Raw genomic sequence first — 24,281 nt, forward strand, 5'->3', positions numbered from 1 at the left:
GGCTTGTTTCCATGCTCACGGATTTGTTAAGGCTTATGCACCAGATGTAACAGAACGTGTGACCGCGCGCGAAACTCGCATTTTTGCGCGCGAAATCGGCGATGTTGTACGGTAATTGTCAGCTAATTCCGCGCGTGCAGCCGGTGTCTCAGGCACCGGCGATTGCGTCGAACTCGCGCTGTCCCTTGGGTGTGATGCGCAACACGCGCGGGCGGCTCGTGCGCTCGATCCAGCCGCCCTGCGTCCACGAATCGAGCAGCGCCGCGCCGAGTGCGCCGCCCAGGTGCGGCCTGCGCTCGCTCCAGTCGAGGCAGGTGCAGGCGAAGCGCCGCCGCCGCGCGCGCAGCGCCGCCACGTCCACGCCCCAGGCCGCGAGACGCGTTGCGCCTTCGGGGGTGGCTTCGAGGGTGTCGCCGTCGCGCACCAGCAGGCCGCCGTCCACGAGACGTTCGAACACCCGCACGGCCACTTCTCCGGCCATGTGGTCATAGCAGGTGCGCGCATGGCGCATCTCGAGCGGCACCGTACGCGCGGGGCGCGGCGCCGGGCGTTGCGAGGTGACGGTGTTGGACACCTGCGCGACGTTCATGAGCGCCTCGATCGCCGCAGCGATCTCGGGGTTGGCGATGCGGTAGTAGCGGTGGCGGCCGCGCACGTCGAGCGCGAGGAGCCCGCCGTCGGTCAGGCGCGCGAGGTGGCCGCTCGCCGCCGAAGGCGACAGCCCCGCGATCATCGTGAGTTCGCCCGCGGGCCGCGCGCTGCCGTCCATCAACGCCCACAGCATGGCGGCGCGGCCCGGATCGGCGAGGAGTGCGGCAACGCGTGCGAGGCCCGGGAAGTGGCTCGACTCGTCGGTGGCGGGAAGGTTCATGGCGGCTCCTTCATGGTTGCGATGGCGGCTGACGCCGCCCACACCGTGACTTTAGCGAATTGTCGCATTCGACGTTTCAGTCTATGGTGAAGTGTCGATTGCAACCACTCGAGATCCCCGCGGTGAGGTCGAGGCATTGCCTGCGGCGGTACATACTGCGGTGCGCCAGAGCCCCGCGCTAAAATCGTTCATTCACGCAATCGGCCCGGCCTTTCATGAAACGCTTCCTCGCTCTTTTTGCCGTCGCCGCGCTCGCCGCCTTGTGCACCGCCTGCGCAGGCGGTTCCGCGCCGTCGTCGAGCGGTGCCAGCGGCATCACGATGTACGGCACGATCGACGAGGGCATCACGTTCCACAAGTGAGCGGCCTGGCATCATCTGGCAGTTTTTGATGTTGCTTTGGCCTGACTGCCAAAGGCGCGCGTGCGATGATGCAGACAGATCGTCAGCATCGAGTCCGCCGCCATGCCGTCTCAACCGCCGTCCCAAACGCCCGCACGCCATGTCGTGTTCGCCGTCGCGCCGGAGCTCGTGCTGCTCGACGCCTGCGGTCCCGTCGAGGCGTTCTGGCGCGCCGAGCTGACGATGCGTGTCGCGAGCGGTATCCGCGGCGGCGATCCCTGCGCCTACCGCACGACGCTTGCCTCGGTCGCCGGCGGCGTGCTGCCCACCTTCGCGGGCATGCCCATCGTCACCGAGCGGCTCGACACGCTCGACCCTGCCACGATCGACACGCTGATCGTCCCCGGCGTCCCCATCGACGACACCACCGCGCTGCAACCCGAACTCGTCGCCTGGATCGCAGCGGCCGCGCCGCACGCGCGCCGCGTCGCGTCGGTCTGCACGGGGGCGTTCTATCTCGCGGCAGCGGGGCTGCTCGACGGTCGCCGCGCGGCCACGCACTGGCGCAACGCGGCGCAGCTCGCGCGCCGTTTTCCCCGTATCGAAGTCGATCCCGAGCCGATCTTTATCCGCGACGAGCGCGACGGCTGCGTGGTGTGGACGTCGGCGGGTGTGACGGCGGGCATCGATCTCGCGCTCGCGCTGATCGAGGAGGACTGCGGCCATGCGGTCGCGATGCAGGCGGCGCGCCGCCTCGTCGTGTTCATGAAGCGGCCCGGCGGCCAGTCGCAGTTCAGCGAGGCACTCGCGGCCCAGGCCAGCGCGGGCGCGGAGTTCGACGCGCTGCACGGCTGGATGGCCGCCAACCTGCACGGCGAGCTGAGCGTCGAGCGTCTGGCCGAAGAAGCGCGCATGAGCCCGCGCACGTTCGCGCGCCGATATGTCGACGCAGTGGGGCGCACGCCTGCGCGCACGGTCGCGGCGATGCGCGTGGAGGCCGCCGCCCACGCGCTCGTGCAGTCGCGCCGCCCGCTCAAGCGCATTGCGGCCGACTGCGGTTTCGGCACCGAGCAGAATCTGCGGCGCGCGTTCGAAAGGTCCTACGGCGTGCTGCCCCTCGACTATCGGGCGCGATTCGCGGCGAGCTAGAAACACCGCCGATGGCGTTTGGCAGGCGGCTGCGGCTCTCTGTCTTATTGCGCTCGTATAATCAACGCCTCCTTACCCCACCATACGAGCCGCCGTACGCGGCTTTTCGCCATGAGCCAAGCCGAGATGAAGACGCCTACCCAGCCGCTGGACCGTTCGGAAACGACGTTCCGGTTCCTCGCCGAGCCGACTTCGGTGAACTTCGGCGGCAAAGTGCACGGCGGTGCGCTGATGAAGTGGATCGACGAGACGGCTTATGCGTGCGCCGCGGTCTGGTCCGGCCGCTATTGCGTCACGGTGAGCGTGGGCAATATCCGCTTTCGACGGCCGATTCTCGTCGGCAACATGGTCGAGCTGCGCGCGCGCGTGGTCGCCACGGGCCGCACGTCGATGCATATTCACATCACCGTGCATGCCGGCGATCCGAAGAGCGGCCAGCTACGGCTCACCACGGACTGCCTGATCGTGTTCGTGGCCGTCGACGAAAACGGCAATCCGATTCCCGTGCCCACGTACGTGCCGGAAACGGACGAGCAGAAGCGCCTCGCGAAGTACGCGCTCGACGTGAAGGAAGCGCTCGACGCGATCGTCGAACTCAAGCCCGAGGAAGTGGCGAAAGGGCAGGTTTAAGCAGGGTCGACACGCAGGCACGCTGTTGCGCCAGCATGAAAAAACGGGCGGCGAGGGTTTGAACCACGCCGCCCGTTTTGCATTTCAGCCCTGCAAATAGACCTTATTTCTTCGCGTTGCCGACCATCTCGCCGGGCTTCACCCATTCGTCGAACTGCTGCTCGGTCACGTGTCCCAGCGCGAGCGCGGCGGCCTTGAGCGTGGTGCCTTCCTTGTGCGCCTTCTTGGCGATCTGCGCGGCCTTGTCGTAGCCGATGTGCGGATTGAGCGCCGTCACGAGCATGAGCGATTCGTTGAGCAGCGTGTCGATGCGCGAGCGGTTCGGCTCGATCCCCACCGCGCAGTGATCGTTGAAGCTGAGCGCACCGTCGGCGAGCATGCGGATGGACTGCAGCACGTTGTGCGCGATCATCGGGCGGAACACGTTCAGCTCGAAGTTGCCGCTCGCGCCTCCCATGTTCACGGCAACGTCGTTGCCGAACACCTGGCAGCAGAGCATTGTCACGGCTTCCGACTGCGTAGGGTTCACCTTGCCCGGCATGATCGAGCTGCCCGGCTCGTTTTCGGGAATCGACAGCTCGCCCAGGCCGCAGCGCGGACCGCTCGCGAGCCAGCGAATGTCGTTGGCGATCTTCATGAGGCTCGCCGCCACGGTCTTGAGCGCGCCGTGCGCGAACACGAGCGCGTCTGCGGCGGCCATCACCTCGAACTTGTTGGGCGCGGTGACGAAGGGCACGCCCGTCAGCTTCGCAATGCTTTCCGCCACCTTGTGCGCGAACTGCGGATGCGCGTTCAGGCCCGTGCCTACGGCCGTGCCGCCCTGCGCGAGTTCATACAGATGGGGCAACGAAGATTCCACGTGCTTGATGCCGTGATCGAGCTGCGCAACATAGCCCGAGAACTCCTGGCCGAGCGTGAGCGGCGTGGCGTCCTGCAGGTGCGTGCGGCCGATCTTCACGATGTCGGCAAAGGCCTTCGCCTTCGCATCGAGCGTATTGCGCAGCGTCTTGAGCGCCGGCAGCAGATGCTTGACGATGCCGTAGGCGGCGGCCACGTGCATCGCGGTCGGGAACACGTCGTTGGACGACTGGCCGCGGTTGACGTCGTCGTTCGGATGCACCTTGCGCGCCTCGCCCCGCTCCCCGCCCAGAATCTCGCTCGCGCGGTTCGCGATCACCTCGTTGAGATTCATGTTGGTTTGCGTGCCGGAGCCCGTTTGCCAGACCGCAAGCGGGAATTCGCCCGGATGCTTTCCCGCGATGATCTCGTCGGCGGCCTGCATGATCGCGTGCGCCCTGGTCTCGTCGAGCACGCCTAGCGAGAGATTCACTTCGGCTGCAGCGCGCTTGATCGTCGCAAGCGCGGTGATGAGTTCCGGCGACTGCTTTTCGGTGGAGATGCGGAAGTTCTGCAGCGATCGCTGCGTCTGCGCGCCCCAAAGCTGCTGGGCGGGCACGGCGATTTCGCCGAACGTGTCGCGCTCCATGCGGACGCTTTCGTTGCTTGCGGTCATTTGATCCTCCGGTGATTGAGGCGGCGCCTTCGGCTCCCGCGGCTTGCGAGTCAAGCGTTCTACGTTTTGCTCGCCCGATAGCGACGTGCGCTCAAAGCCGCTTCAAAGCTGGCTATCGACCGGCAACAGCAAGAATAGCCCGGTTAGGACATTTCTGTAGAAACCCGCACCAGGGTCGAGGTTGTAGGTGCGGATCATGCCGTTCTCCTCGTCGGTCCAGACGAGCGCCGAGTTGACCGTCGTGCCTTTGAGCAGCGCCAGTTGTTCGGGCGTCGCGAGCGTCACGCGGTAGCTCACCTGCGGCGAGGTCGCACGCTTGAACAGGTCGGCGACTTCATGCGCGATCGGCGGACTCTCGATGGTGAGCGCAAGCTCGGTGTTCAGGCGTGCCGAGCGCGGATCGAGATTGAGCGAGCCGATCACGAGCGTGCTGTCGTCAATCACGTAAGCCTTGGCGTGCAGGCTCGCTCGCGAGCGCGAACCGACCACGCCGAAGCGCTGCTCGTCGTCGTGCTCCTCCTGCTGCGGCTTGAACTCGTAGAGCTCGACGCCGGCCTCGAGCAGCGGCACGCGGTAGGGGCTGTAGCCGGCCTGCACCGCCACGGCGTCGGTGGCGGCGAGCGAATTGGTGAGGATCGCCACACGCACACCATGCGAGGTGAGCGCGCGGATAGTTTGCACGCCCGTGTCGTGCGGCACGAAGTACGGCGAGAACACCAGCACGCTGCTGTGCGCCTGATGGATACGATCGAGCAGCGCGCGCATGGCGTCGCCCAGCTCGCCTTTGTCGGTGCCCGCGATCTTGCCGGGCGAGTCGGCCACGAACGCCCATTTCGCCCAGACGAGCCCGAGCGTGTTGCCCGCGATCTGCTGCGCGAGCGGCGTGGCGTTGAGCGGCTTGGCGTTGTAGGGTTCGGCGCTCTCGTGCCAGTGGCGGCGCAGGTCGTCGCGCGCGGCGTCGAGATCGTGTGCGTCGAACTTCTGATGATTGAGCACGCGCAGGGGGTAGGAGATCGAGCTGTTCCAGTACTCGTCGAAGCTTGCCGAGACGCTTTGCGCGACCGGGCCCGCCGTGAGCACGTCGAGGTCGCGGAAGTCGATCGTCGGGCTCGCGTTGAAGTACTCGTCGCCGAGATTGCGGCCGCCGACGATCGCCATTTCGTTGTCGACGATCGTCGCCTTGTTGTGCATGCGGCGCGTGAACTGGTCGACGTTCGTGAAGAAGTTGCGCGTGCGCAGGTACATCGATTCGCTCGTGCTGCCGTACGGATTGAACACGCGGATCTGGATGTTCGGATGGCTGTTGAGCGCGGCCATCAGGCGGTCGATGTCGTGAAAATTCAGGTCGTCGACCAGCATGCGCACGCGTACGCCGCGATCGGCCGCATAGAGCGCCGACCCGAGCAGCAGCTTGCCGGTGGTGTCCTCGTTGGCGATGTAGTACTGCATGTCGAGCGTTTTCGTCGCCGCGCGCGCAAGCGCGACGCGCATCTGCAGCGAGTCGGTGCCGGTGGCGAGCAGGCGAAAGCCCGATTCGTCGGGGTGAGCGGCAAGGGGGGCGGCGAGCGCGGCGCCGAGCGGCGTGGCGCTGGCTTGCTGTGCCGGCAGCGCCGCGCTCGTCTCGCGCGGGTAGTCGGTGGCGGGCGGGCGCGTCGCGCAACCGGCGATCAGCGCGAGGCAAACGAGCGCGAAGCAGGCTCGCCGTGGGGCTCCAGGCAGGGCTTGCGGCGGGACGCGCCGCAAGGTCATGCGTTGCGAAACGGTTTCGGATCGGGCGGGATGCACGGGCAAACGGATTCTCCATGGCGGCGCGCCGCATGATGGTTCGTTTTCATTGCACGGCTTCGCGAAGATTCTACGGGAAGCGGCCTGCCTGTCTTGCGGCGGCGGACACGCTGCGTATGCAATTTCCGGGCCGCAAGCAACTGACGATTGCGCGCGGCCGGAAAGGTCTGCGGTTGATCAAACGCGCGCGGTCGACGCGTTCTCAGCGCCTTGCGCATCGCGCGTGCTGCCGCGCGCCGGCTTCCCGGCCCAGTAGCCAGCGAGCACCGAGCCCGAGAGGTTGTGCCATACCGAGAAAAGCGCGCCGGGCAGGGCGGCGAGCGGCGAGAAGTAGAGCTTGCCGAGCGTCGCGGCGAGACCCGAGTTCTGCATGCCCACTTCGATGGCCAGCGTGCGGCACACCGATTCGTCGAAGCCGAGCAGGCGGCCGCCCCAGTAGCCGCCGAGCAGGCCGATGCCGTTGTGCAGCACCACACCGAGCGCGACGAGCGGACCGACCGTGGCGATGCTCGCATGCGTGCCGCCTACCACGGCGGCGATGATCGCGAGGATCGACACCATGGAGACGAGCGGCAGCACCGGCTCGACGCGGCGCACGAGCGAGCCCGCGAGGCGGTTCACGACGAGGCCGATGGCGATCGGCAGGCCGACGATCTGCAGGATGCTCATGAGCATGCCGTGCACGTCGACGACGATCGAGGCATCGACGTAAAGACGGGTCAGCAGCGGCGTCGCGAATACGCCGACCAGGGTGGAGAGCGCGCTGATCGTCACCGAAAGCGCGACGTCGCCGCGCGCGAGATAGATCATCACGTTCGACGCCGTGCCGCTCGCCACGCTGCCCACGAGCACCATGCCCGCCGTGAGGTCGGGCGGCATGTGCAGCACTTTGGCGATCGCCCATGCGGCGAGCGGCATGACGAGGTAGTGCAGGAAGATGCCCGCGGCGACCGGCGCGGGCCGCGTGAAGACGCGCTGGAAGTCGGCGAACGAGAGCGTGACGCCCATCGCCAGCATGATGATCATCAGGAGCGTCGTGACGTGCGGCGCGATCGGCGCGACGAGGCCCGGATCGAAGTAGGCCAGCAGGGAAACGAGGACGGCCCAGAGCGGGAAGAGTCGGGTAATCGGGGCGAGCATGAAGGGGCGGTCCGTGAATGGGTTCGTTGTGCGTTGGCGCACGGCAAGCGGTGCCGGGGTGGCCGGCGGCGCTCGCGGGGCGCGGCTGTCTCCTGTGTCGACTGGCGTTGGCGCTTTAGCGCCCGCTCCAGTCCCATGCAGCGTACTGTTCTTGCCCTCGTGGGACGGACGCCGCTTGCGGCGCCTGGCGCGTATTTTAACCGGTCGAGCCGGTGCGGCCCGGTCGGTTAAGTAAACGCTTCAACCCGCGCTTCAACCCGCGCGGCCCGCCGCGGCGGCGTGAGCCTGCGAGCGCAGGCTCATCCGGTGAAAGCGCCATGTCATGAGCACGGCGACGGTGGTGAGCCCGGCCGCCAGCCCCCACCAGAGCCCGAGCGCGCCGAGGCCGAAGTAAAACGCCAGCGCGTAGCCCAGCGGAAAGCCGATCCCCCAGTAACCAAGCGTGGCCGCGAGCATCGGCACGCGCGTGTCCTTCAGGCCGCGCAGGCAGCCCGAACCCACGGTCTGCGCGCCGTCGACGATCTGGAAGATGGCCGCGACGCCGAGAAGCGTGGCGGCGAGCGAGACCGTGTGCGCGTTGGCCGGGTCGTCGAGATGCAGGTAGAGCCCGACGATCCAGTGCGGCGCCAGCACCATCACGAGCGCCGAGAGCGACATGAAGCCGACGCCGAGCCCGAGCGCGACGAAGCCCGCATGGCGTGCCGCGCTCGGCACACCCGCGCCGGACCAGTAACCCACGCGCACGTTGGCCGCCTGGCCGATCGCGAGCGGCACCATGAACGTGACAGAGGCCACGTTCAGGGCGATCTGGTGCGCCGCGAGCGGCGTCTCGCCGAGCAGGCCGGCGAGCAGGCCGGTGGCGAGAAAGAGCGTCGCTTCGACCGCATAGGTGATCGCAACCGGCCAGCCGATCGTGAAGAGTTCGCCCATCAGCGGCGCCGTCGGTCGGCGCGCGACGACGAAACGCTGGTGCGAAGGCCGCAGGTGCAGCAGCGCCATCAGCACGAACGCGGTGAGCCACACGGTGATGGTCGTCGCTACCGCCGAGCCGAGAAAGCCGAGGCGCGGCAGGCCCCAGGCACCGTGGATCAGGCCGAAGTTGAGAAAGCCGTTGATGAAGACGCACGCCACCGACACCCACAGGAGGCGCCGCGCCGCGCCGATGGCGGGCAGGAACGAGCGCATGAGCCCCACGCCGATAAGGCTGGCGGGCGCGCCCCAGCGCAGCACGGCCGTGTATTCGCCGATGTGATGCGCGAGCAGCGTCGGCTCTCCGAGGGCGCGCAGGATCGGCTCGGCGAACGAGAGCAACGCGAACGCCGGCACGGAAAGCAGCAGGGACAGCGCGAAACCGGTCCAGTAGATGTGCGGCACGTGGCTTTCGTTGTCGGCGCCGCGCGCCTGCGCGACGCTCACGCTCACCGAGGTCAGCACGCCTTGCAGCACGGTCACCACCACGAAGAACAGGTTGGCGCCGAGGCCGCCCGCGGCGAGCGCGTCGGCGCCGAGCGAGCCGAGCAGCACCGTGTCGGTCACGCTCATCGCCATCTGCGAGAGTTGGGCGATTGCGAGCGGCCCGGCGAGGCGGGCGGTGTCGGCGGCATGGCGGCGCAGCGTGGGCGGCGCGGCAACGGCGCGGCGGGAAAGCGTAGTTCGAGTCATGAAAAACAAGCGGCGCGAGATAAGCGCGCCGCGAGGCAGGGTTCGTCTGTCAAAACTGAAAGCTTATTGCGAGACAGCGACCTTGTCGATCCAGATGCTCAAATCTGGTGCATAGCCGGCGCCTGCGGGCAAGTTCCGGCGGGGTTCACTCGCTCGCCTTGATGGCAATGCGGGTGTCGCCGAGCAGCACGGCCTGGCCCGCGCGGATCTTACACGTCTTGCGCAGCTCGACTTCGCCGTCCACCTTCACCGCGCCCGAGGCGACGATCTGCTTGGCCGAGCCGCCGCTGTCGGCGAGTCCGGTGATCTTCAGGAGGTTGTGCAGTTCGACGTAGTCGCCGGTCAGCGTGAAATCGAGATTGGGCATGGCGGATTCAAATTCGAAAGGCGTGCGGCTAGCGCGGGACGGGTGAGCATCATAAGCGATGGCGGGCTCGCGGCAGCGCCTGCCATCGCATCGTTACATCCAGGGGCCAGATGTTATGAATTCGTCAGTAAATGAAACGTTGAGTAACGTCGCGGGACCCATCGGCGATCTTCATACCAAAATGGTTTCACCCGGATCGACAGCGCCGCCCGAGTTTTTCTGGTGCGGTTCCGTCGAGCCGGGGCGCGATTGTGGCGGGCTTGCCCACCGCATAAGCGCCTTCGGAACCACTGCAAAGAGGATACGCCATGACCCAGATCGCCAAGCTGCTCACTGCTACCGCCGCTTTTGCCACCGTGACCACTGCCGCCGTATTTGCGCAGGGCGCGTATGCCCAAAACGCGACCCAGGGCGCGACACAGGCCGGCGAAGCCCCAACGATGGCGCCTTCCGGCGCGCCGGCCATGGCGCCGGGCGCTGCCCCTGGCCAGATGACCGGGCAGGCGCCGAGCCAGGCGCCGGCGGCCGCAGGGATCGCGCAGCCCGCGCCCGCGCCGCAGGCCCTGACCGCACCGCAGTCCGCCGACCCGCTGGTGCAAAAGCGCAACGCGAACGCGGCGGCGAACGCCGAATACCGCAGCGCGAAGAAGTCGGCGAACGCCGAGTACGGCGACGCGAAGAAGCAGGCGAAGTCGCAGTACAAGGCGCAGGTGAAGGACGCGAAGATCAACCACAAGGCCGACCGTCAGGCCAACGACTCGGAAATGAAGGACCAGATGAACGGCATGTCGGCCCCGCAGCAGGGCGGCCAGTCGCAGTAACGATCGGCTGATGCCGAAGGCGCCCGCGCCTTTTGGGGGCGCCGGCCTTGTGCCTGGCCTTGTGAGCGGCGGTGTCCGGCAACGGGCGCCGCCGTTTTGTCTGGCGGCTCCCGGGTGTCGGCGGCGGCGAAACGCGCCGTGGCGTTGTCGTTAAATCCCGCCAGATCGCCGTGGAATCAGGCGCTTGCGGACGCATGGTGTATGGATATACAGTATGCGTCGCTCCTTCCCGATTCGCCACGTTCATCGTCCCAGCGCCCGCCGTGTCCACCGTTTCCGTTGCCGATTCCTCCGTCTCCGATGCCAGCCAGGCGCGCGCCGAAGCAGCCAATGCCGTTGGCGCGTGGCTCGCGAAACTCAACGATGCGCAGCGCGAGGCCGTCGAACACGGCGGCGAAGCGGGCTACGCGCCGGGTTCCGCGCTGCCGGGCCCGCTGCTCGTGATCGCGGGCGCCGGGTCGGGCAAGACGAATACGCTCGCGCACCGCGTCGCGCATCTGATCGCGGGTGGCGCCGACCCGCACCGCATCCTGCTGCTCACGTTCTCGCGGCGCGCCGCGCAGGAAATGACGCGGCGCGTGGCGCGTATCGCTGCCAGCGCTCCAGGCGCGGCCGCCGTGCTCGCGCAAGGGCTCAGTTGGGCGGGCACCTTTCACGGCGTGGGCGCGCGGTTGTTGCGCGAGTACGCGGATCACATCGGCCTGTCGCCGGCGTTCACGATCAACGACCGCGAGGATTCCGCGGATCTTATGAATCTGGTGCGCCACGAGCTGGGTTTCTCGGCCAAGGAAAAGCGCTTCCCCTCGAAATCGACTTGCCTCGCGATCTATTCGCGCGCGGTCAATACGGGCGACTCGCTCGCCAATGTACTCAACCGTTCGTTCTCGTGGTGCCTCGAGTGGGAGCCGCAGCTACGCGCGCTGTTCGCGTCGTACGTGGACGCCAAGCAGAAGCAGAACGTCCTCGACTACGACGACCTGCTGCTCTACTGGGCGCACATGGCCGCAGAGCCGGCCATCGCCGCCGATCTCGCGGGGCGCTTCGATCACATCCTCGTCGACGAATACCAGGACACCAATCGCCTGCAGGCTTCGATCCTGCTCGCGCTCAAGCCCGATGGCCGCGGCCTCACCGTGGTCGGCGACGACGCCCAGGCGATCTATTCGTTTCGCGGCGCGACCGTGCGCAACATCCTCGACTTCCCGGCGCAGTTCGACCCGCCCGCGCGTCAGGTGACGCTCGAGCGCAACTACCGTTCGACGGCGCCGATCCTCGCCGCCTCGAACGCCGTGATCGACGCCGCCGCCGAGCGCTTCACCAAGAACCTGTGGACCGAACGCCCCTCGCAGCAGCGCCCGCGCCTCGTCACGGTGGCCGACGAGGCCACCCAGGCGCGCTATGTCGTCGAGCAGATTCTCGAGGCGCGTGAAGCGGGCATGAAGCTCAAGCAACAGGCCGTGCTGTTTCGCGCGGCGCACCACAGCGCGACGCTCGAAATCGAACTGGCGCGACGCAATATCCCGTTCGTGAAGTTCGGCGGACTGCGTTTTCTCGACGCCGCGCACGTGAAAGACGTGCTGGCGGTGCTGCGCTGGGCCGAGAATCCGCTCGACCGTGTGGCGGGGTTTCGCGTGACGCAGTTGCTGCCGGGCGTCGGGCCCGCCAACGCCGCGCGCCTGCTCGACCAGGTGGCCGCGTGCACGGGCGCGTATCGCGCCGCCGAGGCGCTCGCGGCTTTCGCGCCGCCGCCGCGCGCGGCCGAGGACTGGCCGGCGTTTGCGTCGCTCATCGACGGCCTCTCGATGCGCTCGACGCCGTGGCCGGCCGAGTTCGAGCGCGTGCGGCGCTGGTACGAGCCGCATCTCGAGCGCAATCACGAAGACGCCCAAGTGCGTCTCGCCGACTTGCTGCAGATGGAGAGCATTGCGAGCACCTACGCCTCGCGCGAGCGCTTTCTCACCGAACTCACGCTCGATCCGCCCGACGCGACGAGCGCCGAATCGGCCGATCCGCTGCTCGACGAAGACTACCTGATCCTTTCGACGATCCATTCGGCGAAAGGTCAGGAGTGGCGCAACGTGTTCGTGCTCAACGGCGTGGACGGCTGCATTCCGTCCGATCTCGGCGCGGGCAGCGACGAGGAGCTGGAAGAGGAGCGGCGGCTGCTCTATGTGGCGATGACGCGCGCGAAGGAGGATCTGCACATCGTCGTGCCGCAGCGCTTTTATGTGCACAACCAGGTGGCGTCGGGCGACCGGCACGTGTGGGCCTCGCGCACGCGCTTCATCGCGACGCCCATGCTGCCGCTGTTCGAATCCCGCGCATGGCCGCCCGCGCCCGTGGCGAGCGCGCCGAGCGCGGCCGGACTCGCCGCAGCCGCGCAGGCGAAGGTCGAGATCGCCGCGAAGCTCAGGAAGATGTGGGGTTGAGGGGGTAAGCGGGGCGCGCGCCGTTTTCAGGCGGCGCGCCAGCGCTTAGCGCCGCTGCTCGCGTGCCGTGCTGCGCTGCGGCGGCATGAAGAAGTTGCGCATCCACGCGGCGAGGCGCGTGAACACATCGTCGGGCTCCTCGACGAAAATCTCGGGCTTGAGCAGGCGCAGATATTCCATGATTTGTTGCGCTTCCTGCTTCTGGAACACGCCATGCGTCACGCCGAGCCTCAGCAGCCCGCGCAGCTCGCCCAGACGCTCGCGCGCCGCACTGCCGCTCGCCTGTTCACAGCCGATCTTCGCTTCGTACACACGCTGACGCAACGACTCGGTGAGGCGCCACGCGGGCGTCTGCATCGACTCTTCGAGGGCCTGGATGTCCTGCACGCCCGACTTGATCTGCGCCGCCAGCGGGTCGACCAGCGTGTCGTCGCCCTGTGCTTCGCTCACGATGGCCGCCGCCCAGTCGCGGCACTGCTTCGAGAGTTCGTCGGGCGTCCACTCGGGCCGCGACGCGAAGCCGAAACCGAATTCGCCTGCCTGACGCATCAGGATCGAGACGACCTCGGGGAATTCCTTGTCGAGCGTGCGCTTGGCCCACGCGTACTGGCCGCCTTGCAGGAGCCGCTGGACGGCGTGCTCCGTGAGCGGCGTCATGTTGTCGAGCAGCTTCGCGCGCAGGTAGTCCTCGAATTCCGGCGTGGCGAATTGCGGGTCGAGTTTGAGCGAGACGCGCAGGAACGCGTCGAAATCCTTGCGCAGCGACGCAAGCGTTTCGTCCTTCAGGTTAAGGGTGATATGCCCCATTGTGGTTGCCCCGGTGTAATCCTTGTCGCTTCTCGCGTGCTCTCGCCGTTCGAGCAGTGGCCTGCCAGAGCAGGCCCTGACGGGTTTAACGGCGCTCCGGGGTGAAACTTGAGCGTAAGGGGCGACGCTTGCCTCTAGCGCAGGACAACGCCTTGCCAGAGGAAGAACACGCCGAGCCCGATCGCGATGGTGAGGAGCGGGCGCTTCGTGAGCGCGCTGACGACGATCGCCGCGAGCGCGCCGACGAGCTGCGGGTTGCGCCAGGTCAGCTCGGCGCCCTGACCGTGGGGCGAGACCGCCATCGGCACGATGATCGCCGTGAGCACGGTGACGGGCACGAAGCCGAGCGCGGTGCGCACGAGTGGCGGGAATACCAGCCGGTCGCCGAGCACGAACACCGCAGTGCGAATGACCAGGGTGATGAGGGCCATGCCGAGAATCAGGACGACGTAGTTCATTGCCCGGCTCCTGCGGTGCGTTGGACGTTGGGGGACTTGCGGGACGACTCGCTGCCGGCGCGGGCGCCGCGCGACGAACCTGGCCGTGAGAGCACGACACCCACGATCACGCCCGCGAGCACGGCGCCGAGCAGCCCGAGCTTGTACGGCCAGCCCTGCCAGAAAAAGGCGAGCGCGCCCGCCGTCGCGGCGGCGGCGAGGTAACGCAAGGCAACCAGCTGTGGCACGACGATGGCGATGAAGGTCGCGACCATCGCGAAGTCGAGGCCGAGCGACTGCAGACCCGGGAACGCCGCGCCAAACAGCAGGCCGGCCGCGGTCCAGAGTTGCCAGTTCAGGTACATCGAGAGGCCCGAGCCGAGGAAATGCCACGGCGAGACGTCGTCGCCGGGCGGATGGCGGCGCAAATGCGCCCACGCGACGGCGAAGACCTCATCGGTGAGCAGGCTGCCGAGCACGAGCCGCCAGCGCAGCGGCAGGTGCGAGATATAGGGCGCGAGCGTCGCGCTATAGAGCACGTGGCGCAGGTTCACGATGAACGTGGTGGCCCAAATCACCGCGAAGCTCGCGTGCGAAGCGATCAGCCCGAGCGCGATGAACTGCGCGGAGCCGGCGAACACGGCGAGCGACATGAACTGGCCGTGCCAGAGCGAAAGCGGGCCCGAGGTGACGAGCGTGCCGAAGATCACGCCGAAGGGTGCGGCGCCGATCATCATGGGGATCGTGTCGCGCGCGCCAGCGATGAATTCGGCAAGGCGGTTGGGATGCGTGGTCAAACTGTCCTCCTGATACAAGGGGACAGCATAGCGGGCCGCCTTACGCGTGGCTTGTACGTTCTTGCGGCCGGATGCGGGTTGGCGCGTTCAGGACGACTGCCAGCGCCCCGGCGGCACGCCGAACATGCGCCGAAAGTGTCGCGTGAAATGGCTCTGGTCGGTGAAACCGCTCGCGGCGGCGACCTCGGCAACCGTAGCGCCTTCGCGCAGCGGGGCGAGGGCGCGTTGCAGGCGCAACTGGGTGCGCCAGGCGTGCGGCGGCAGCCCGGTTGCCTGCGTGAAGAGCCGCGTGGCGTGAAACGGCGAGAGGCCGACCGCTTGGGCGAGATCGGCCACGCGCAGCGGCGTGGCGAGATCGGCGGCAAGGAGCGCCTTCATCGTTTCCACGCGGGGATCGTTCGGGCCGTGTTTGAGCGCCGCCTCGCGCGTGCGGCCGTAGCGCGTGAGCAGCGTCGAGAGTGCGTCGAGCAGCGAGCCTTCCACGGCGAGCAGATCGGCACAAGGCGCCGAAGGCGATGCCGGACTGGCGCTCGCGCCGGGTTCGGGCACGGCTGCGCCGCGCCGCCAGTCCGCGTCGGCTTCCAGCAGCCGGTGGGCGCGCGAGAGCCGGTGCGCGAGATCGAGATCGTGGATCACCTCGGCGTCGAACCACGGCAGCGGCTGCGTGCGCCCGGCGATTTCGCCGGCGAGCTCGTGCAGGAAGTCGATCGGCACATACATCACCCGATAGCTCCAGCCTTCTTCGACGGCGCGTGAACCCGTATGCAGCTCCCCCGGATTGATCACCGGCACGCTGCCCGTTGCGGCGACATGCTGCGTGCCGCGATAGCGAAAGCATTCCGCGCCGCCCTCGATCACGGGGATCGTGTAGGCCTCGTGCCAGTGTGGCGCGAACGTATGTTGGTTGTATTCGGCCGTGACGAGATCCGCGCCGGGCAGAAGCGGCGTGCGCCAGTAGCGGGCGGAGTCTCGAAAACGGGAACCGGTCATGGTGAAGGATCCTGCACGGATCCCCAGTTTAGCGCAGCGGAATCGTCGTGCCCGTGGGCACCGGCACGGCCGTGACGCTGTTCTTGGCGCTGCCGCTCACCACGCGGTCGCTGTAGGTCAGATACACGAGCGCGTTGCGCTTCGCGTCGACCACGCGCACGACGTGCAGCGTCTTGAAGAGGAACGACATGCGCTCGTTGAAGACGTCGTCTTGCTGTTTGAGCGGACCTGCGAAGGAGATCGGCCCGACCTGCCGGCACGCGATCGATGCCTCGGTCGGATCTTCCGCAATGCCGAGCGTGCCCTTCACGCCGCCCGTGCGTGCGCGGGAGACGTAGCAGGTCACGCCTGGCACCTGCGGATCGTCGTAGGCCTCGACGACGACTTTGTCCGAGCCGGTCACGCGGAAGTTGGTGTTCACACTGCCGATCTGCTCGGCGTGGGCGGCGGCGCAGGCGACGAGGCTCGCGCAGGCAAGCAGCGGGCGCGCGAGGCAAGCGCAGAGGCGGGTGGATTTCATGCGGATTCCCGAAGATGACGAAGCGACATTATCGGGGAGGGTAGCGTGCGCCACGCGCGCAGCAAAAGAAAAAGGGGTTGCGTGCAACCACGCAACCCCTCGATATTTTGGCTCCCCGACCTGGGCTCGAACCAGGGACCTACGGATTAACAGTCCGGCGCTCTACCGACTGAGCTATCGGGGACCAGCAGTACAGCGACAACACTTTACGTCATAAAAAAGCCCGTTTTGCGTTGTGAACGCCAACGGGCTTTTGCGAATCTTGGCTCCCCGACCTGGGCTCGAACCAGGGACCTACGGATTAACAGTCCGGCGCTCTACCGACTGAGCTATCGGGGATCAACAAAAGCAGAGAACGAGATTCTATGGGGTTTGGCTGGGCCTGTCAATACCCTGTCGCGATCTGTTTAGGGCAATCCGCTGCGCGAGGGACTGTCCGTGTAAGCGACGGCGGCGGGAGGACACCCCGAACAAGCGATCAGCGTGCGAGCAGCGCGAGCTTGTCCTTCACGTCCTTGAATTCGTCGGCTTCCGGCAGCGGGGCCTTGGTCTTCGTGATGCTCGGCCAGCCCTTCGCGAGGTCGGCGTTCAGCTCGATGAACGATTGCTGGTCGCCAGGCACGTCTTCCTCGGCGTAGATGGCGTTCACCGGGCACTCGGCAACGCACACGGCGCAGTCGATGCACTCGTCCGGGTCGATCGCGAGGAAGTTGGGACCTTCGCGAAAGCAGTCCACCGGGCACACATCGACGCAGTCGGTATAGCGGCACTTGATGCAGCTCTCGGTCACAACGTGAGTCATTCAGGCAGCTCCTGCAAGCTTTTTGTATCGGGGGATGGCGGTTCGCCAAAAGCGCTATTGTAACTGATGAGGAATTACCCCAACCACAGGCCCGCGACCGTCCTTAGATCGTTTCGTGATTAGTTTATAAGACCGGGCGATCCGCAGCGTTTTATCCCTTGCGCGCGAGGGGCCGTGCCGCCGGGCACGTGGCGCGCGCGGGCATTCGGGTAACATGGACGCACCGCTGGCGCCTGCCGCCCGGAACCGCTGCGGGGCATCTGCCCGGCAACATGTCCGGTTCCCGCTTCGCGGGCGCTATCCGATTGCAGTCCGGCCGGCCCATCATGATCATTACTTCGCTGCTCGATACCGATCTCTACAAATTCACCATGATGCAGGTGGTGCTGCATCATTTCCCCGCGGCCAATGTGGAATACCGCTTCCGCTGCCGCACGCCGAACGTCGATCTCGTGCCCTACGTCGACGAGATCCGCAGCGAGATCCAGAAGCTGTGCAGGCTGCGCTTCGCCGAAACCGAGCTCGACTACCTGCGCAAGATGCGCTTCATCAAGAGCGACTTCATCGACTTTCTCGCGCTCTTTCACCTCAACGAAAAGTACATCTCGGTCACGCCGTCGCCCAAGGCCAATGGCGAGATCGACATCGCGATCCAGGGGCCGTGGCTGCACACGATCCTCTTCGAGATCCCGGTGCTCGCCATCGTCAACGAGGTGTACTTCCGCAACACGCAGCATCATCCGCAGTACGAGGAGGGGCGCGAGCGCCTGCGCCACAAGATCGAGCTACTTGGCGCGAAGCCCGAATTCGCCGACTGCAAGATCGCCGACTACGGTACGCGCCGCCGCTTCTCGAAGCGCTGGCACGAGGAGGTGATCCTCACGCTCAAGGCCGATCTCGGCGAGCAGTTCACGGGCACGAGCAACGTCTACTACGCGATGAAGCACAACCTCACGCCGCTCGGCACGATGGCGCATGAGTACCTGCAGGCGTGCCAGGCGCTCGGGCCGCGTCTGCGCGACTCGCAGATCTTCGGCTTCGAGATGTGGGCGAAGGAATACCGCGGCGACCTGGGCATTGCGCTCTCGGACGTCTACGGCATGCAGGCGTTTCTGCGCGACTTCGACATGTACTTCTGCAAGCTCTTCGACGGCGCGCGGCACGACTCGGGGGATCCGTTCGAGTGGGGCGAGCGCCTGCTCAAGCACTACGAGGACAATCGCTGCGATCCGCGCACGAAGACGATGATCTTCTCGGACGCGCTCGACATTCCGAAGGTGCTGCGCCTGTACGAGCGTTTCGGCGACCGCTGCCGCCTCGCGTTCGGCGTGGGCACGAACCTCACCAACGACCTGGGTTACCAGCCGCTGCAGATCGTCATCAAGATGGTCCGCTGCAACGGCCAGCCCGTCGCCAAGCTTTCCGATTCGCCGGGCAAGAACATGTGCGACGACAAGGCATATCTCGCCTATCTGCGCCAGGTGTTCGGCATCGAGCAGCCCGTAGAGGAAGAGTGCGGGGGGCAACCAGGCGTGTGAAAAACGCCGCACGCTTGACCCGCAGATCGCAGGCGACGCCCCGGTATAATCGGCGCGTCGCCTTTCTTCATCTGACGAGGACGTTCATGGACACGACGGCCGCCCGCCGCAGCATACTCGCGCGCATTCGCGCGGCGCAGGGACGCGAGGCCACGCCCGCGGCGGATGAGCGGGAAGCCGTGGCCGACTACCTCGCGCTACATCCCGAGGGTCCGCGCCCGCCGCTGGAAGGCGATCTCGTTGCGCGCTTCGTCGGCGAGGCGCGCAAGATGTCGAGCACCGTCGACGAAATCCAGCAACTCGCCGATGTGCCCGCCGCCGCGCAACGCTATCTCGCTGAGCGCAGCCTGCCGATGCAGGCCGTCGCGTGGCAGACGCTCGACACGCTCGACTGGGCCGGCGCCGGTCTCGCCGTGCAATTCCGCAAGCCCGAAGATCGCGATCTCGTCGGCCTCACGGGCTGCTTTTGCGCCACCGCTGAAACCGGCACGCTGGTCCTGCTCTCCAGCCCCCAGACGTGGGCCTCGGGCGCGCTGCTGCCCGAAACGCACATCGCCGTCGTGCCCGCTTCGCGCATCGTCGCGGGCCACGAGGACGCCTTCGCGCTCATGCGCGCCGAACGCGGTGAGCTGCCGCGCGCGGTCAACTTCGTTTCGGGGCCTTCGCGCACCGGCGACATCGAGCAGACCATCATTCTTGGGGCACACGGGCCGTATCGCGTGCATGTGATCGTCGTGCATGGCGCGTAAGCGCAACACGGCAAGCGCTTGCGCGGGGACGCTCTGCGCGGCGCTGACGCTCTACAGCACGAGCGCACACGCGGCGGCCTTCGACGGCGCATCGCTCGGCGCCGCGTGGGCGCTGCCGTTCGCCGGCATGCTGCTGTCGATCGCGTTCTTCCCGATGTTCGCGGCCACGTTCTGGCATCACCACTTCGGCAAGGTTTCGGCGGCCTGGGCGCTCGCGTTCCTGCTGCCGTTCGCGGCCACGCATGGTGTCGGCGTGACGTATCCGCTGTTCGTGCACGCCGTCGTCGACGAATATCTGCCCTTCATCGTGCTGCTCGGCGCGCTCTATACGATAGCGGGCGGCATCTGCGTGTACGGGAATCTGCGCGGATCGCCGCGCATGAACACGGCGATCCTCGCGCTCGGCACCGTGCTCGCGAGCGTGATGGGCACGACCGGCGCCGCGATGCTGCTGATCCGCCCGCTCCTGCGCGCGAACGACAACCGCCGGCACAACGTGCACGTGGTCGTGTTCTTCATCTTTCTCGTCGCGAATGCGGGCGGCCTGCTCACGCCGCTCGGCGATCCGCCGCTGTTCCTCGGTTTTCTCAACGGCGTGGGATTCTTCTGGACTGCGCAGCATCTCGCGCTGCCGATGCTGTTCGTGTGCGGCGTGCTGCTTGTGGTGTTCTACGCGCTCGATAGCTGGTACTTTCGCCGCGCCGGGGAAGTGCACGCCGCTGCGCTCGACCCGACGCCGGACACAGACGCGCTCTCCATCGGCGGCAAGGCGAATTTCGTGTTGCTCGCGCTACTCGTCGTGCTCGTGCTGATGAGCGGCGTGTGGCGTCCCGGTATCGTTTTCGAGGTCGCGGGCGGGCACCTGCAGTTGCAGAATCTCGTGCGCGATGCGGGACTCGTTGCGCTCGCACTCATTTCGCTCGTGTTCACGTCGAAAGCAGCGCGCGCCGACAACGGTTTCGAATGGGCGCCGATCGTCGAGGTGGCCAAACTCTTCGCGGGCATTTTCGTGACGATCACGCCGGTCATCGCGATGCTGCGCGCAGGCGAGGCGGGCGCGTTCGCGTCGCTGATCCGGTTCGTGAACGACGCGCCGGGCCGCCCCAACGAAGCGATGTACTTCTGGGCGACGGGGCTCCTCTCGTCGTTTCTCGACAACGCGCCCACCTACCTCGTGTTCTTCAATCTCGCGGGCGGCGACGCCAACGCGCTCATGTCCGGCGGCGCGAAAACGCTCGCCGCGATCTCGGCAGGCGCAGTGTGGATGGGCGCGCTCACCTATATCGGCAACGCGCCGAACTTCATGGTGAAGGCGATCGCGCAGTCGCGCGGCGTGCGCATGCCGGGCTTCTTCGGCTATCTTGGCTGGTCGGGCGTGCTGCTCGCGCCGGTGTTTCTCGCGGCCACCTGGCTCTTTTTCGTCTAGCGGCAAGGCGCTAGCGAGCCGGACTGCGAAAAGCGCGCGAGACTTCCCTGAGCGCCCCGTCACGCGCAACAATGACGGACATCGACTGAAGTGTGGAGAGCAACGATGCAAAAGATTCTCGTGGCGCGCCCGATCTTTCCCGACGTGATCGATCGGCTCAAGCAGTATTTCGACGTGGACTGGAACAACGGCGAAGCGCTTTCGCCCGAGGCGTTGCACCAGCGTCTCGCCGACAAGGACGGCGCGCTCACCGCGGGCGACCCGATCGGCGCCGCAACGCTCGCCGCGGCGCCGCGCCTGCGCGTGGTGTCGAACATGGCCGTGGGCTACAACAACTTCGACATGGCCGCCTTCAACGCGGCCAACGTGCTCGGCACCAACACGCCGGACGTGCTCAACGAAACCACGGCCGACTTCGGCTGGGCGCTGATGATGGCGGCCGCGCGCCGCGTGACGGAATCGGAGCACTTCCTGCGCGCGGGCAAGTGGGACAAGTGGTCGTTCGACGCGTTCCTCGGTTCGGACATTTTCGGCGCCACGCTCGGCGTGATCGGCATGGGCCGTATCGGCCAGGCGCTCGCGCGTCGTGCGCGCGGCTTCGACATGCGCGTGGTGTATCACAACCGTTCGCGCGTCGCGGCTGAGATCGAGCGCGAGCTGAACGCCGAATATCTGTCGAAGGAAGACCTGCTCAGGCAGGCCGACCACGTCGTGCTCGTGCTGCCCTATACGGCGCAAAACCATCACACGATCGGCGCAGCCGAACTCGCGCTGATGAAACCCACGGCGACGCTCACCAACATCGCGCGCGGCGGCATCGTCGACGACGCGGCGCTCGCACACGCGCTGCGCACGCGTCAGATCGCGGCGGCGGGCCTCGACGTGTTCGAGGGCGAGCCTCGCGTGCATCCGGCGTTGCTCGAAGTGGAGAACGTCGTGCTCACGCCGCACATCGCGAGTGCGAGCGAAGCCACGCGCCGCGCGATGGCGAACCTCGCCGCCGACAACCTCATCGCGGCGCTCGGCGAGGGACCGCGCGCCGGCCAGCCGCCCAATCCGGTCAACCCCGCTGTGCTGGGGCAAGCCCGTAAATGAGTCCGCTCGCAGTCATGTCGCTGGCGATCGTCGCGCTGGCGATTGCATTCGTCGTGACGCTCGTGGCGCTGCTGCGCGCGCGTCAAGGCCATGGCGACGGCGATGCCGAAGCCACGCTCGACGCGCTCGATCAACTGAGCGACCGCCTCGCGGCCTCGACCGACACGCAGGCGCGCGCGGCCGAGCGCATCGAGCGCGAGTTGCGCAACGAGATCGCGCGCACGGCGCAAAGCTCGCGCAGCGAGTTCGGCGGCGGCTTCGCGCAGGTCCAGCAGGCGCTGGCGGCGCAGCTCGGCAGCATCGCGACCGTGCAGAACAGCCAGATCGACGGTTTCGCCCAGCAGCTCGCCAAACTCACCGCCGCCAATACGCAGCAGCTCGATGCCGTGCGCCAGAGTCTGCATCAGCAAGCCCAGCAGGCGCGAGACGAGCAGGGCGCCGCGCTGCGCCACTTCGGCGCGCTGCTCACGCAGCAGCTCGGGCAACTCACCGAAGTCAACGACCGCCGCTTCGCCGAAGTGCGCGCGACGCTCGAACAGCGCCTCAAGGACATCGAAGCGAACAACGCGGCGAAGCTCGAGGAAATGCGCCGCACGGTCGACGAGAAGCTGCACGCCACGCTCGAACAGCGCCTTGGCGAATCGTTCAAGCTCGTTTCCGATCGGCTGGAGCAGGTGCATCGCGGGCTTGGCGAGATGCAGACGCTGGCCGCGGGCGTGGGCGACCTGAAGAAGGTGCTCACCAATGTGAAGACGCGCGGCACCTGGGGCGAAGTGCAGCTCGAAGCGCTGCTCGAACAGATGCTCACGCCCGACCAGTACGCGAAGAACGTCGCGACGGTGCCGAAGAGCACGGAGCGCGTGGAATTCGCGATTCGCCTGCCCGGACGCGGCGCGGAACAAGGCGAGCCGGTCTGGCTGCCGATCGACGCCAAATTCCCGCGCGAAGACTACGAGCGTCTCATCGATGCGCAGGAGCGCGCGGACGTGCTCGCGATCGAGGAGGCCGGGCGCGCGCTCGAACTGCGCATCCGCGCGGAGGCGCGCACCATCGCCGAGAAGTACGTCGCGCCCCCGCACACGACCGATTTCGCGCTGCTGTTCCTGCCGACCGAAGGCCTTTACGCCGAAATCCTGCGCCGCCCGGGCTTGACCGATGTCCTGCAGCGCGACTACCGCGTGAGCGTGGCGGGTCCGACCACGCTCACGGCACTTCTCAACAGCCTGCAGATGGGCTTTCGCACGCTCGCGATCGAGCGCCGCTCGAGCGAGGTGTGGCAGGTGCTGGGCGCGGTGAAGACGGAGTTCGGCAAGTTCGGCGACGTGCTCGCGCGCACCAAGACACAGCTCGAAACGGTCACGCGTTCCATCGAGGCGGCGGAGGTGCGCACGCGTGCGATGAACCGCAAGCTGCGCGACGTCGAGGCGCTGCCGGGCGAGGCCGCCGCGAATCTTCTCGGCGACGCGCTCCGTAATGGCAACGGCAACGGCGACGCAGAAAGCGAAACGGGCTTCGGCGACGAGTGACCGCAACCCGCGCGCCAAAAGACAACGGGCCGCCCGATTCAGGCGGCCCGTTTGCATTCGAGCGTGTGCGGTGCGTTGGCTTAACCGATCATCGTTTCACCAGCTGCGGCGAGCTTTTCGAGCGCATCGCCGGTCATGCGCACGACGCGCCAGTCGGGCAGCACGGTCGCGCCGAGCTTTTCATAGAAGCCGATGGCCGGCGTGTTCCAGTCGAGCACGGTCCACTCGAAGCGGGCGCAGCCGCGTTCGACGGCGATCGCCGCGAGCGCGCGCAACATCGCGGTGCCGAGGCCGGTGCCGCGCTGCGACGGCTGCACGTAGAGGTCTTCGAGATAAAGGCCGCGGCGGCTCAGGAACGTCGAGTAGTTGTGGAAGAAGAGCGCGTAGCCGACGATGCGGCCGGCGTCTTCCGCCACCAGCGCTTCAGCGGCCGGGCGCGTGCCGAACAGGGCGTCGGCGAGGCCATCGGCCGTGCCCGTGAACAGATGCGTGAGCTTTTCGAACTCCGCGAGCTCGTACATCAGCGCGTGCATCGCGCCGACGTCGGCGGGCGTGGCGGCGCGGATCGTCGCGGTCATCACGCTTCCTCGGGCACGTCGGAAAGATGGATCTCGATGCCGCCGAAGCGCGAGGCCACCCAGTTGTAGGCGTGACAGGCGATCCACAGCAGGATGAAGCCGACGATCGCGTTGAGCAGCAGCGCGCTGAAGATGGTCGAGAGTTCGACCGCGCCATAGCGCACGAACGCCACGAGCACGCCAAGCAGCACGATCGGCACGCTGAAGGTCAGGTACACGAGGATGAGCGCCTTGGCGGTCTGGCCCGCAGCGATGAACGAGATCTGTTTTTTCATAGTAGTCGGTCCGTTATGCAGGTGTGGACGTGT

24 protein-coding genes and 2 tRNA genes are annotated in these 24,281 nt (G+C 66.9%); 10 read left to right on the top strand and 16 right to left on the bottom strand.

The window, feature by feature from the left end; genetic code table 11:
* Positions 1-148 precede the first annotated feature (148 nt).
* Positions 149-871: an ArsR/SmtB family transcription factor gene (locus AB3X99_RS02345; RefSeq protein WP_368616027.1), complete on the bottom strand. Its 723-nt coding sequence runs from the start codon at positions 869-871 to the stop codon at positions 149-151.
* A gap of 215 nt (positions 872-1,086) precedes the next feature.
* Here AB3X99_RS02345 and AB3X99_RS02350 point away from each other — a divergent pair, with 215 nt between their 5' ends.
* From AB3X99_RS02350 to AB3X99_RS02360, 3 genes are all read left to right on the top strand, one after another.
* Entirely contained in the window at positions 1,087-1,233 is a 147-nt protein-coding gene (locus AB3X99_RS02350; RefSeq protein ID WP_176732839.1) for a hypothetical protein, read from the top strand.
* 102 nt (positions 1,234-1,335) lie between these two features.
* The gene (locus tag AB3X99_RS02355) at positions 1,336-2,361 is read left to right on the top strand and encodes a GlxA family transcriptional regulator (RefSeq protein WP_368616028.1); all 1,026 of its coding nucleotides are present in this window, start codon (positions 1,336-1,338) and stop codon (positions 2,359-2,361) included.
* Between the two features lie 126 nt (positions 2,362-2,487).
* Positions 2,488-2,991, top strand: a complete 504-nt coding sequence (locus tag AB3X99_RS02360; RefSeq protein ID WP_069262939.1) for an acyl-CoA thioesterase — start codon at positions 2,488-2,490, stop codon at positions 2,989-2,991.
* Between the two features lie 103 nt (positions 2,992-3,094).
* Here the strand turns inward: AB3X99_RS02360 and fumC are convergent, their stop codons facing one another.
* The 5 genes from fumC to AB3X99_RS02385 form a co-directional block, all read right to left on the bottom strand.
* Complete coding sequence (fumC, locus tag AB3X99_RS02365; protein WP_069262598.1) at positions 3,095-4,504, bottom strand: class II fumarate hydratase; 1,410 nt, start codon at positions 4,502-4,504, stop codon at positions 3,095-3,097.
* Between the two features lie 102 nt (positions 4,505-4,606).
* Complete coding sequence (locus tag AB3X99_RS02370) at positions 4,607-6,253, bottom strand: phospholipase D family protein (RefSeq protein WP_368616250.1); 1,647 nt, start codon at positions 6,251-6,253, stop codon at positions 4,607-4,609.
* Between the two features lie 213 nt (positions 6,254-6,466).
* Positions 6,467-7,429: a bile acid:sodium symporter family protein gene (locus tag AB3X99_RS02375; protein ID WP_368616029.1), complete on the bottom strand. Its 963-nt coding sequence runs from the start codon at positions 7,427-7,429 to the stop codon at positions 6,467-6,469.
* 252 nt (positions 7,430-7,681) lie between these two features.
* Complete coding sequence (locus AB3X99_RS02380) at positions 7,682-9,091, bottom strand: MATE family efflux transporter (RefSeq protein ID WP_069262937.1); 1,410 nt, start codon at positions 9,089-9,091, stop codon at positions 7,682-7,684.
* A 145-nt stretch (positions 9,092-9,236) separates the two neighbouring features.
* Positions 9,237-9,458, bottom strand: coding sequence for an RNA-binding S4 domain-containing protein (locus AB3X99_RS02385; protein WP_028206712.1), 222 nt, complete (start codon positions 9,456-9,458; stop codon positions 9,237-9,239).
* A gap of 308 nt (positions 9,459-9,766) precedes the next feature.
* Here AB3X99_RS02385 and AB3X99_RS02390 point away from each other — a divergent pair, with 308 nt between their 5' ends.
* Both AB3X99_RS02390 and AB3X99_RS02395 read left to right on the top strand, forming a co-directional pair.
* A complete protein-coding gene (locus tag AB3X99_RS02390) occupies positions 9,767-10,279 on the top strand; it encodes a hypothetical protein (protein ID WP_368616030.1) in 513 nt (170 codons plus the stop codon).
* Positions 10,280-10,473: 194 nt separating this feature from the next.
* Complete coding sequence (locus AB3X99_RS02395) at positions 10,474-12,708, top strand: ATP-dependent helicase (RefSeq protein WP_368616031.1); 2,235 nt, start codon at positions 10,474-10,476, stop codon at positions 12,706-12,708.
* Positions 12,709-12,753: 45 nt separating this feature from the next.
* Here the strand turns inward: AB3X99_RS02395 and AB3X99_RS02400 are convergent, their stop codons facing one another.
* From AB3X99_RS02400 to fdxA, 8 genes are all read right to left on the bottom strand, one after another.
* On the bottom strand, positions 12,754-13,515 hold the full coding sequence (locus AB3X99_RS02400) for a DUF4088 family protein (RefSeq protein WP_254354957.1): 762 nt from the start codon (positions 13,513-13,515) through the stop codon (positions 12,754-12,756).
* A gap of 134 nt (positions 13,516-13,649) precedes the next feature.
* Positions 13,650-13,973 carry an AzlD domain-containing protein gene (locus AB3X99_RS02405; RefSeq protein WP_069262594.1) on the bottom strand — a complete coding sequence of 108 codons (324 nt, stop codon included), beginning with the start codon at positions 13,971-13,973 and terminating at the stop codon, positions 13,650-13,652.
* Positions 13,970-14,689: an AzlC family ABC transporter permease gene (locus AB3X99_RS02410; RefSeq protein ID WP_368616251.1), complete on the bottom strand. Its 720-nt coding sequence runs from the start codon at positions 14,687-14,689 to the stop codon at positions 13,970-13,972. The genes AB3X99_RS02405 and AB3X99_RS02410 overlap by 4 nt, the downstream gene beginning before the upstream one ends.
* Positions 14,690-14,836: 147 nt before the next feature.
* Positions 14,837-15,739: an AraC family transcriptional regulator gene (locus tag AB3X99_RS02415; RefSeq protein ID WP_368605506.1), complete on the bottom strand. Its 903-nt coding sequence runs from the start codon at positions 15,737-15,739 to the stop codon at positions 14,837-14,839.
* A 28-nt stretch (positions 15,740-15,767) separates the two neighbouring features.
* Positions 15,768-16,259, bottom strand: a complete 492-nt coding sequence (locus AB3X99_RS02420; protein ID WP_368605505.1) for a CreA family protein — start codon at positions 16,257-16,259, stop codon at positions 15,768-15,770.
* 108 nt (positions 16,260-16,367) lie between these two features.
* A tRNA-Asn gene (locus AB3X99_RS02425) sits at positions 16,368-16,443 on the bottom strand.
* 79 nt (positions 16,444-16,522) lie between these two features.
* Positions 16,523-16,598: transfer RNA gene (locus AB3X99_RS02430), tRNA-Asn, on the bottom strand.
* Positions 16,599-16,737: 139 nt separating this feature from the next.
* Complete coding sequence (gene fdxA / locus AB3X99_RS02435; RefSeq protein ID WP_028206706.1) at positions 16,738-17,061, bottom strand: ferredoxin FdxA; 324 nt, start codon at positions 17,059-17,061, stop codon at positions 16,738-16,740.
* A gap of 326 nt (positions 17,062-17,387) precedes the next feature.
* Between fdxA and pncB the strand changes: the two genes are divergently transcribed.
* The 5 genes from pncB (at position 17,388) to rmuC (ending at position 23,395) form a co-directional block, all read left to right on the top strand.
* Positions 17,388-18,599 carry a nicotinate phosphoribosyltransferase gene (gene pncB / locus AB3X99_RS02440; RefSeq protein ID WP_342945432.1) on the top strand — a complete coding sequence of 404 codons (1,212 nt, stop codon included), beginning with the start codon at positions 17,388-17,390 and terminating at the stop codon, positions 18,597-18,599.
* Positions 18,600-18,685: 86 nt separating this feature from the next.
* Positions 18,686-19,348 (top strand): lactate utilization protein C, encoded by a 663-nt coding sequence (locus AB3X99_RS02445; RefSeq protein ID WP_368616032.1) that lies wholly within the window; start codon positions 18,686-18,688, stop codon positions 19,346-19,348.
* On the top strand, positions 19,338-20,774 hold the full coding sequence (locus AB3X99_RS02450; RefSeq protein WP_368616033.1) for a sodium:proton antiporter: 1,437 nt from the start codon (positions 19,338-19,340) through the stop codon (positions 20,772-20,774). The genes AB3X99_RS02445 and AB3X99_RS02450 overlap by 11 nt, the downstream gene beginning before the upstream one ends.
* A gap of 105 nt (positions 20,775-20,879) precedes the next feature.
* Positions 20,880-21,869, top strand: a complete 990-nt coding sequence (locus tag AB3X99_RS02455) for a 2-hydroxyacid dehydrogenase (protein WP_368616034.1) — start codon at positions 20,880-20,882, stop codon at positions 21,867-21,869.
* Positions 21,866-23,395, top strand: coding sequence for a DNA recombination protein RmuC (gene rmuC / locus AB3X99_RS02460; RefSeq protein WP_368616035.1), 1,530 nt, complete (start codon positions 21,866-21,868; stop codon positions 23,393-23,395). The genes AB3X99_RS02455 and rmuC overlap by 4 nt, the downstream gene beginning before the upstream one ends.
* Positions 23,396-23,475: 80 nt before the next feature.
* Here the strand turns inward: rmuC and AB3X99_RS02465 are convergent, their stop codons facing one another.
* Positions 23,476-23,973, bottom strand: a complete 498-nt coding sequence (locus AB3X99_RS02465) for an N-acetyltransferase family protein (protein ID WP_368616036.1) — start codon at positions 23,971-23,973, stop codon at positions 23,476-23,478.
* Positions 23,973-24,248 (bottom strand): hypothetical protein, encoded by a 276-nt coding sequence (locus AB3X99_RS02470; RefSeq protein ID WP_028206699.1) that lies wholly within the window; start codon positions 24,246-24,248, stop codon positions 23,973-23,975. The genes AB3X99_RS02465 and AB3X99_RS02470 overlap by 1 nt, the downstream gene beginning before the upstream one ends.
* Between the last annotated feature and the right edge of the window lie 33 nt (positions 24,249-24,281).

Source organism: Paraburkholderia sp. BR10882 (assembly GCF_040948855.1).
GTDB classification, from domain to species: domain Bacteria; phylum Pseudomonadota; class Gammaproteobacteria; order Burkholderiales; family Burkholderiaceae; genus Paraburkholderia; species Paraburkholderia nodosa_A.

Excerpts from the sequence above, each read along its gene's own strand:
- AB3X99_RS02345 (WP_368616027.1), bottom strand. The coding sequence starts at position 871 with ATGAACCTTCCCGCCACCGACGAGTCGAGCCACTTCCCGGGCCTCGCA.
- AB3X99_RS02350 (WP_176732839.1), top strand. The coding sequence starts at position 1,087 with ATGAAACGCTTCCTCGCTCTTTTTGCCGTCGCCGCGCTCGCCGCCTTG.
- AB3X99_RS02355 (WP_368616028.1), top strand. The coding sequence starts at position 1,336 with ATGCCGTCTCAACCGCCGTCCCAAACGCCCGCACGCCATGTCGTGTTC.
- AB3X99_RS02360 (WP_069262939.1), top strand. The coding sequence starts at position 2,488 with ATGAAGACGCCTACCCAGCCGCTGGACCGTTCGGAAACGACGTTCCGG.
- fumC (WP_069262598.1), bottom strand. The coding sequence starts at position 4,504 with ATGACCGCAAGCAACGAAAGCGTCCGCATGGAGCGCGACACGTTCGGC.
- AB3X99_RS02370 (WP_368616250.1), bottom strand. The coding sequence starts at position 6,253 with ATGACCTTGCGGCGCGTCCCGCCGCAAGCCCTGCCTGGAGCCCCACGG.
- AB3X99_RS02375 (WP_368616029.1), bottom strand. The coding sequence starts at position 7,429 with ATGCTCGCCCCGATTACCCGACTCTTCCCGCTCTGGGCCGTCCTCGTT.
- AB3X99_RS02380 (WP_069262937.1), bottom strand. The coding sequence starts at position 9,091 with ATGACTCGAACTACGCTTTCCCGCCGCGCCGTTGCCGCGCCGCCCACG.
- AB3X99_RS02385 (WP_028206712.1), bottom strand. The coding sequence starts at position 9,458 with ATGCCCAATCTCGATTTCACGCTGACCGGCGACTACGTCGAACTGCAC.
- AB3X99_RS02390 (WP_368616030.1), top strand. The coding sequence starts at position 9,767 with ATGACCCAGATCGCCAAGCTGCTCACTGCTACCGCCGCTTTTGCCACC.
- AB3X99_RS02395 (WP_368616031.1), top strand. The coding sequence starts at position 10,474 with ATGGTGTATGGATATACAGTATGCGTCGCTCCTTCCCGATTCGCCACG.
- AB3X99_RS02400 (WP_254354957.1), bottom strand. The coding sequence starts at position 13,515 with ATGGGGCATATCACCCTTAACCTGAAGGACGAAACGCTTGCGTCGCTG.
- AB3X99_RS02405 (WP_069262594.1), bottom strand. The coding sequence starts at position 13,973 with ATGAACTACGTCGTCCTGATTCTCGGCATGGCCCTCATCACCCTGGTC.
- AB3X99_RS02410 (WP_368616251.1), bottom strand. The coding sequence starts at position 14,689 with ATGATGATCGGCGCCGCACCCTTCGGCGTGATCTTCGGCACGCTCGTC.
- AB3X99_RS02415 (WP_368605506.1), bottom strand. The coding sequence starts at position 15,739 with ATGACCGGTTCCCGTTTTCGAGACTCCGCCCGCTACTGGCGCACGCCG.
- AB3X99_RS02420 (WP_368605505.1), bottom strand. The coding sequence starts at position 16,259 with ATGAAATCCACCCGCCTCTGCGCTTGCCTCGCGCGCCCGCTGCTTGCC.
- fdxA (WP_028206706.1), bottom strand. The coding sequence starts at position 17,061 with ATGACTCACGTTGTGACCGAGAGCTGCATCAAGTGCCGCTATACCGAC.
- pncB (WP_342945432.1), top strand. The coding sequence starts at position 17,388 with ATGATCATTACTTCGCTGCTCGATACCGATCTCTACAAATTCACCATG.
- AB3X99_RS02445 (WP_368616032.1), top strand. The coding sequence starts at position 18,686 with ATGGACACGACGGCCGCCCGCCGCAGCATACTCGCGCGCATTCGCGCG.
- AB3X99_RS02450 (WP_368616033.1), top strand. The coding sequence starts at position 19,338 with ATGGCGCGTAAGCGCAACACGGCAAGCGCTTGCGCGGGGACGCTCTGC.
- AB3X99_RS02455 (WP_368616034.1), top strand. The coding sequence starts at position 20,880 with ATGCAAAAGATTCTCGTGGCGCGCCCGATCTTTCCCGACGTGATCGAT.
- rmuC (WP_368616035.1), top strand. The coding sequence starts at position 21,866 with ATGAGTCCGCTCGCAGTCATGTCGCTGGCGATCGTCGCGCTGGCGATT.
- AB3X99_RS02465 (WP_368616036.1), bottom strand. The coding sequence starts at position 23,973 with ATGACCGCGACGATCCGCGCCGCCACGCCCGCCGACGTCGGCGCGATG.
- AB3X99_RS02470 (WP_028206699.1), bottom strand. The coding sequence starts at position 24,248 with ATGAAAAAACAGATCTCGTTCATCGCTGCGGGCCAGACCGCCAAGGCG.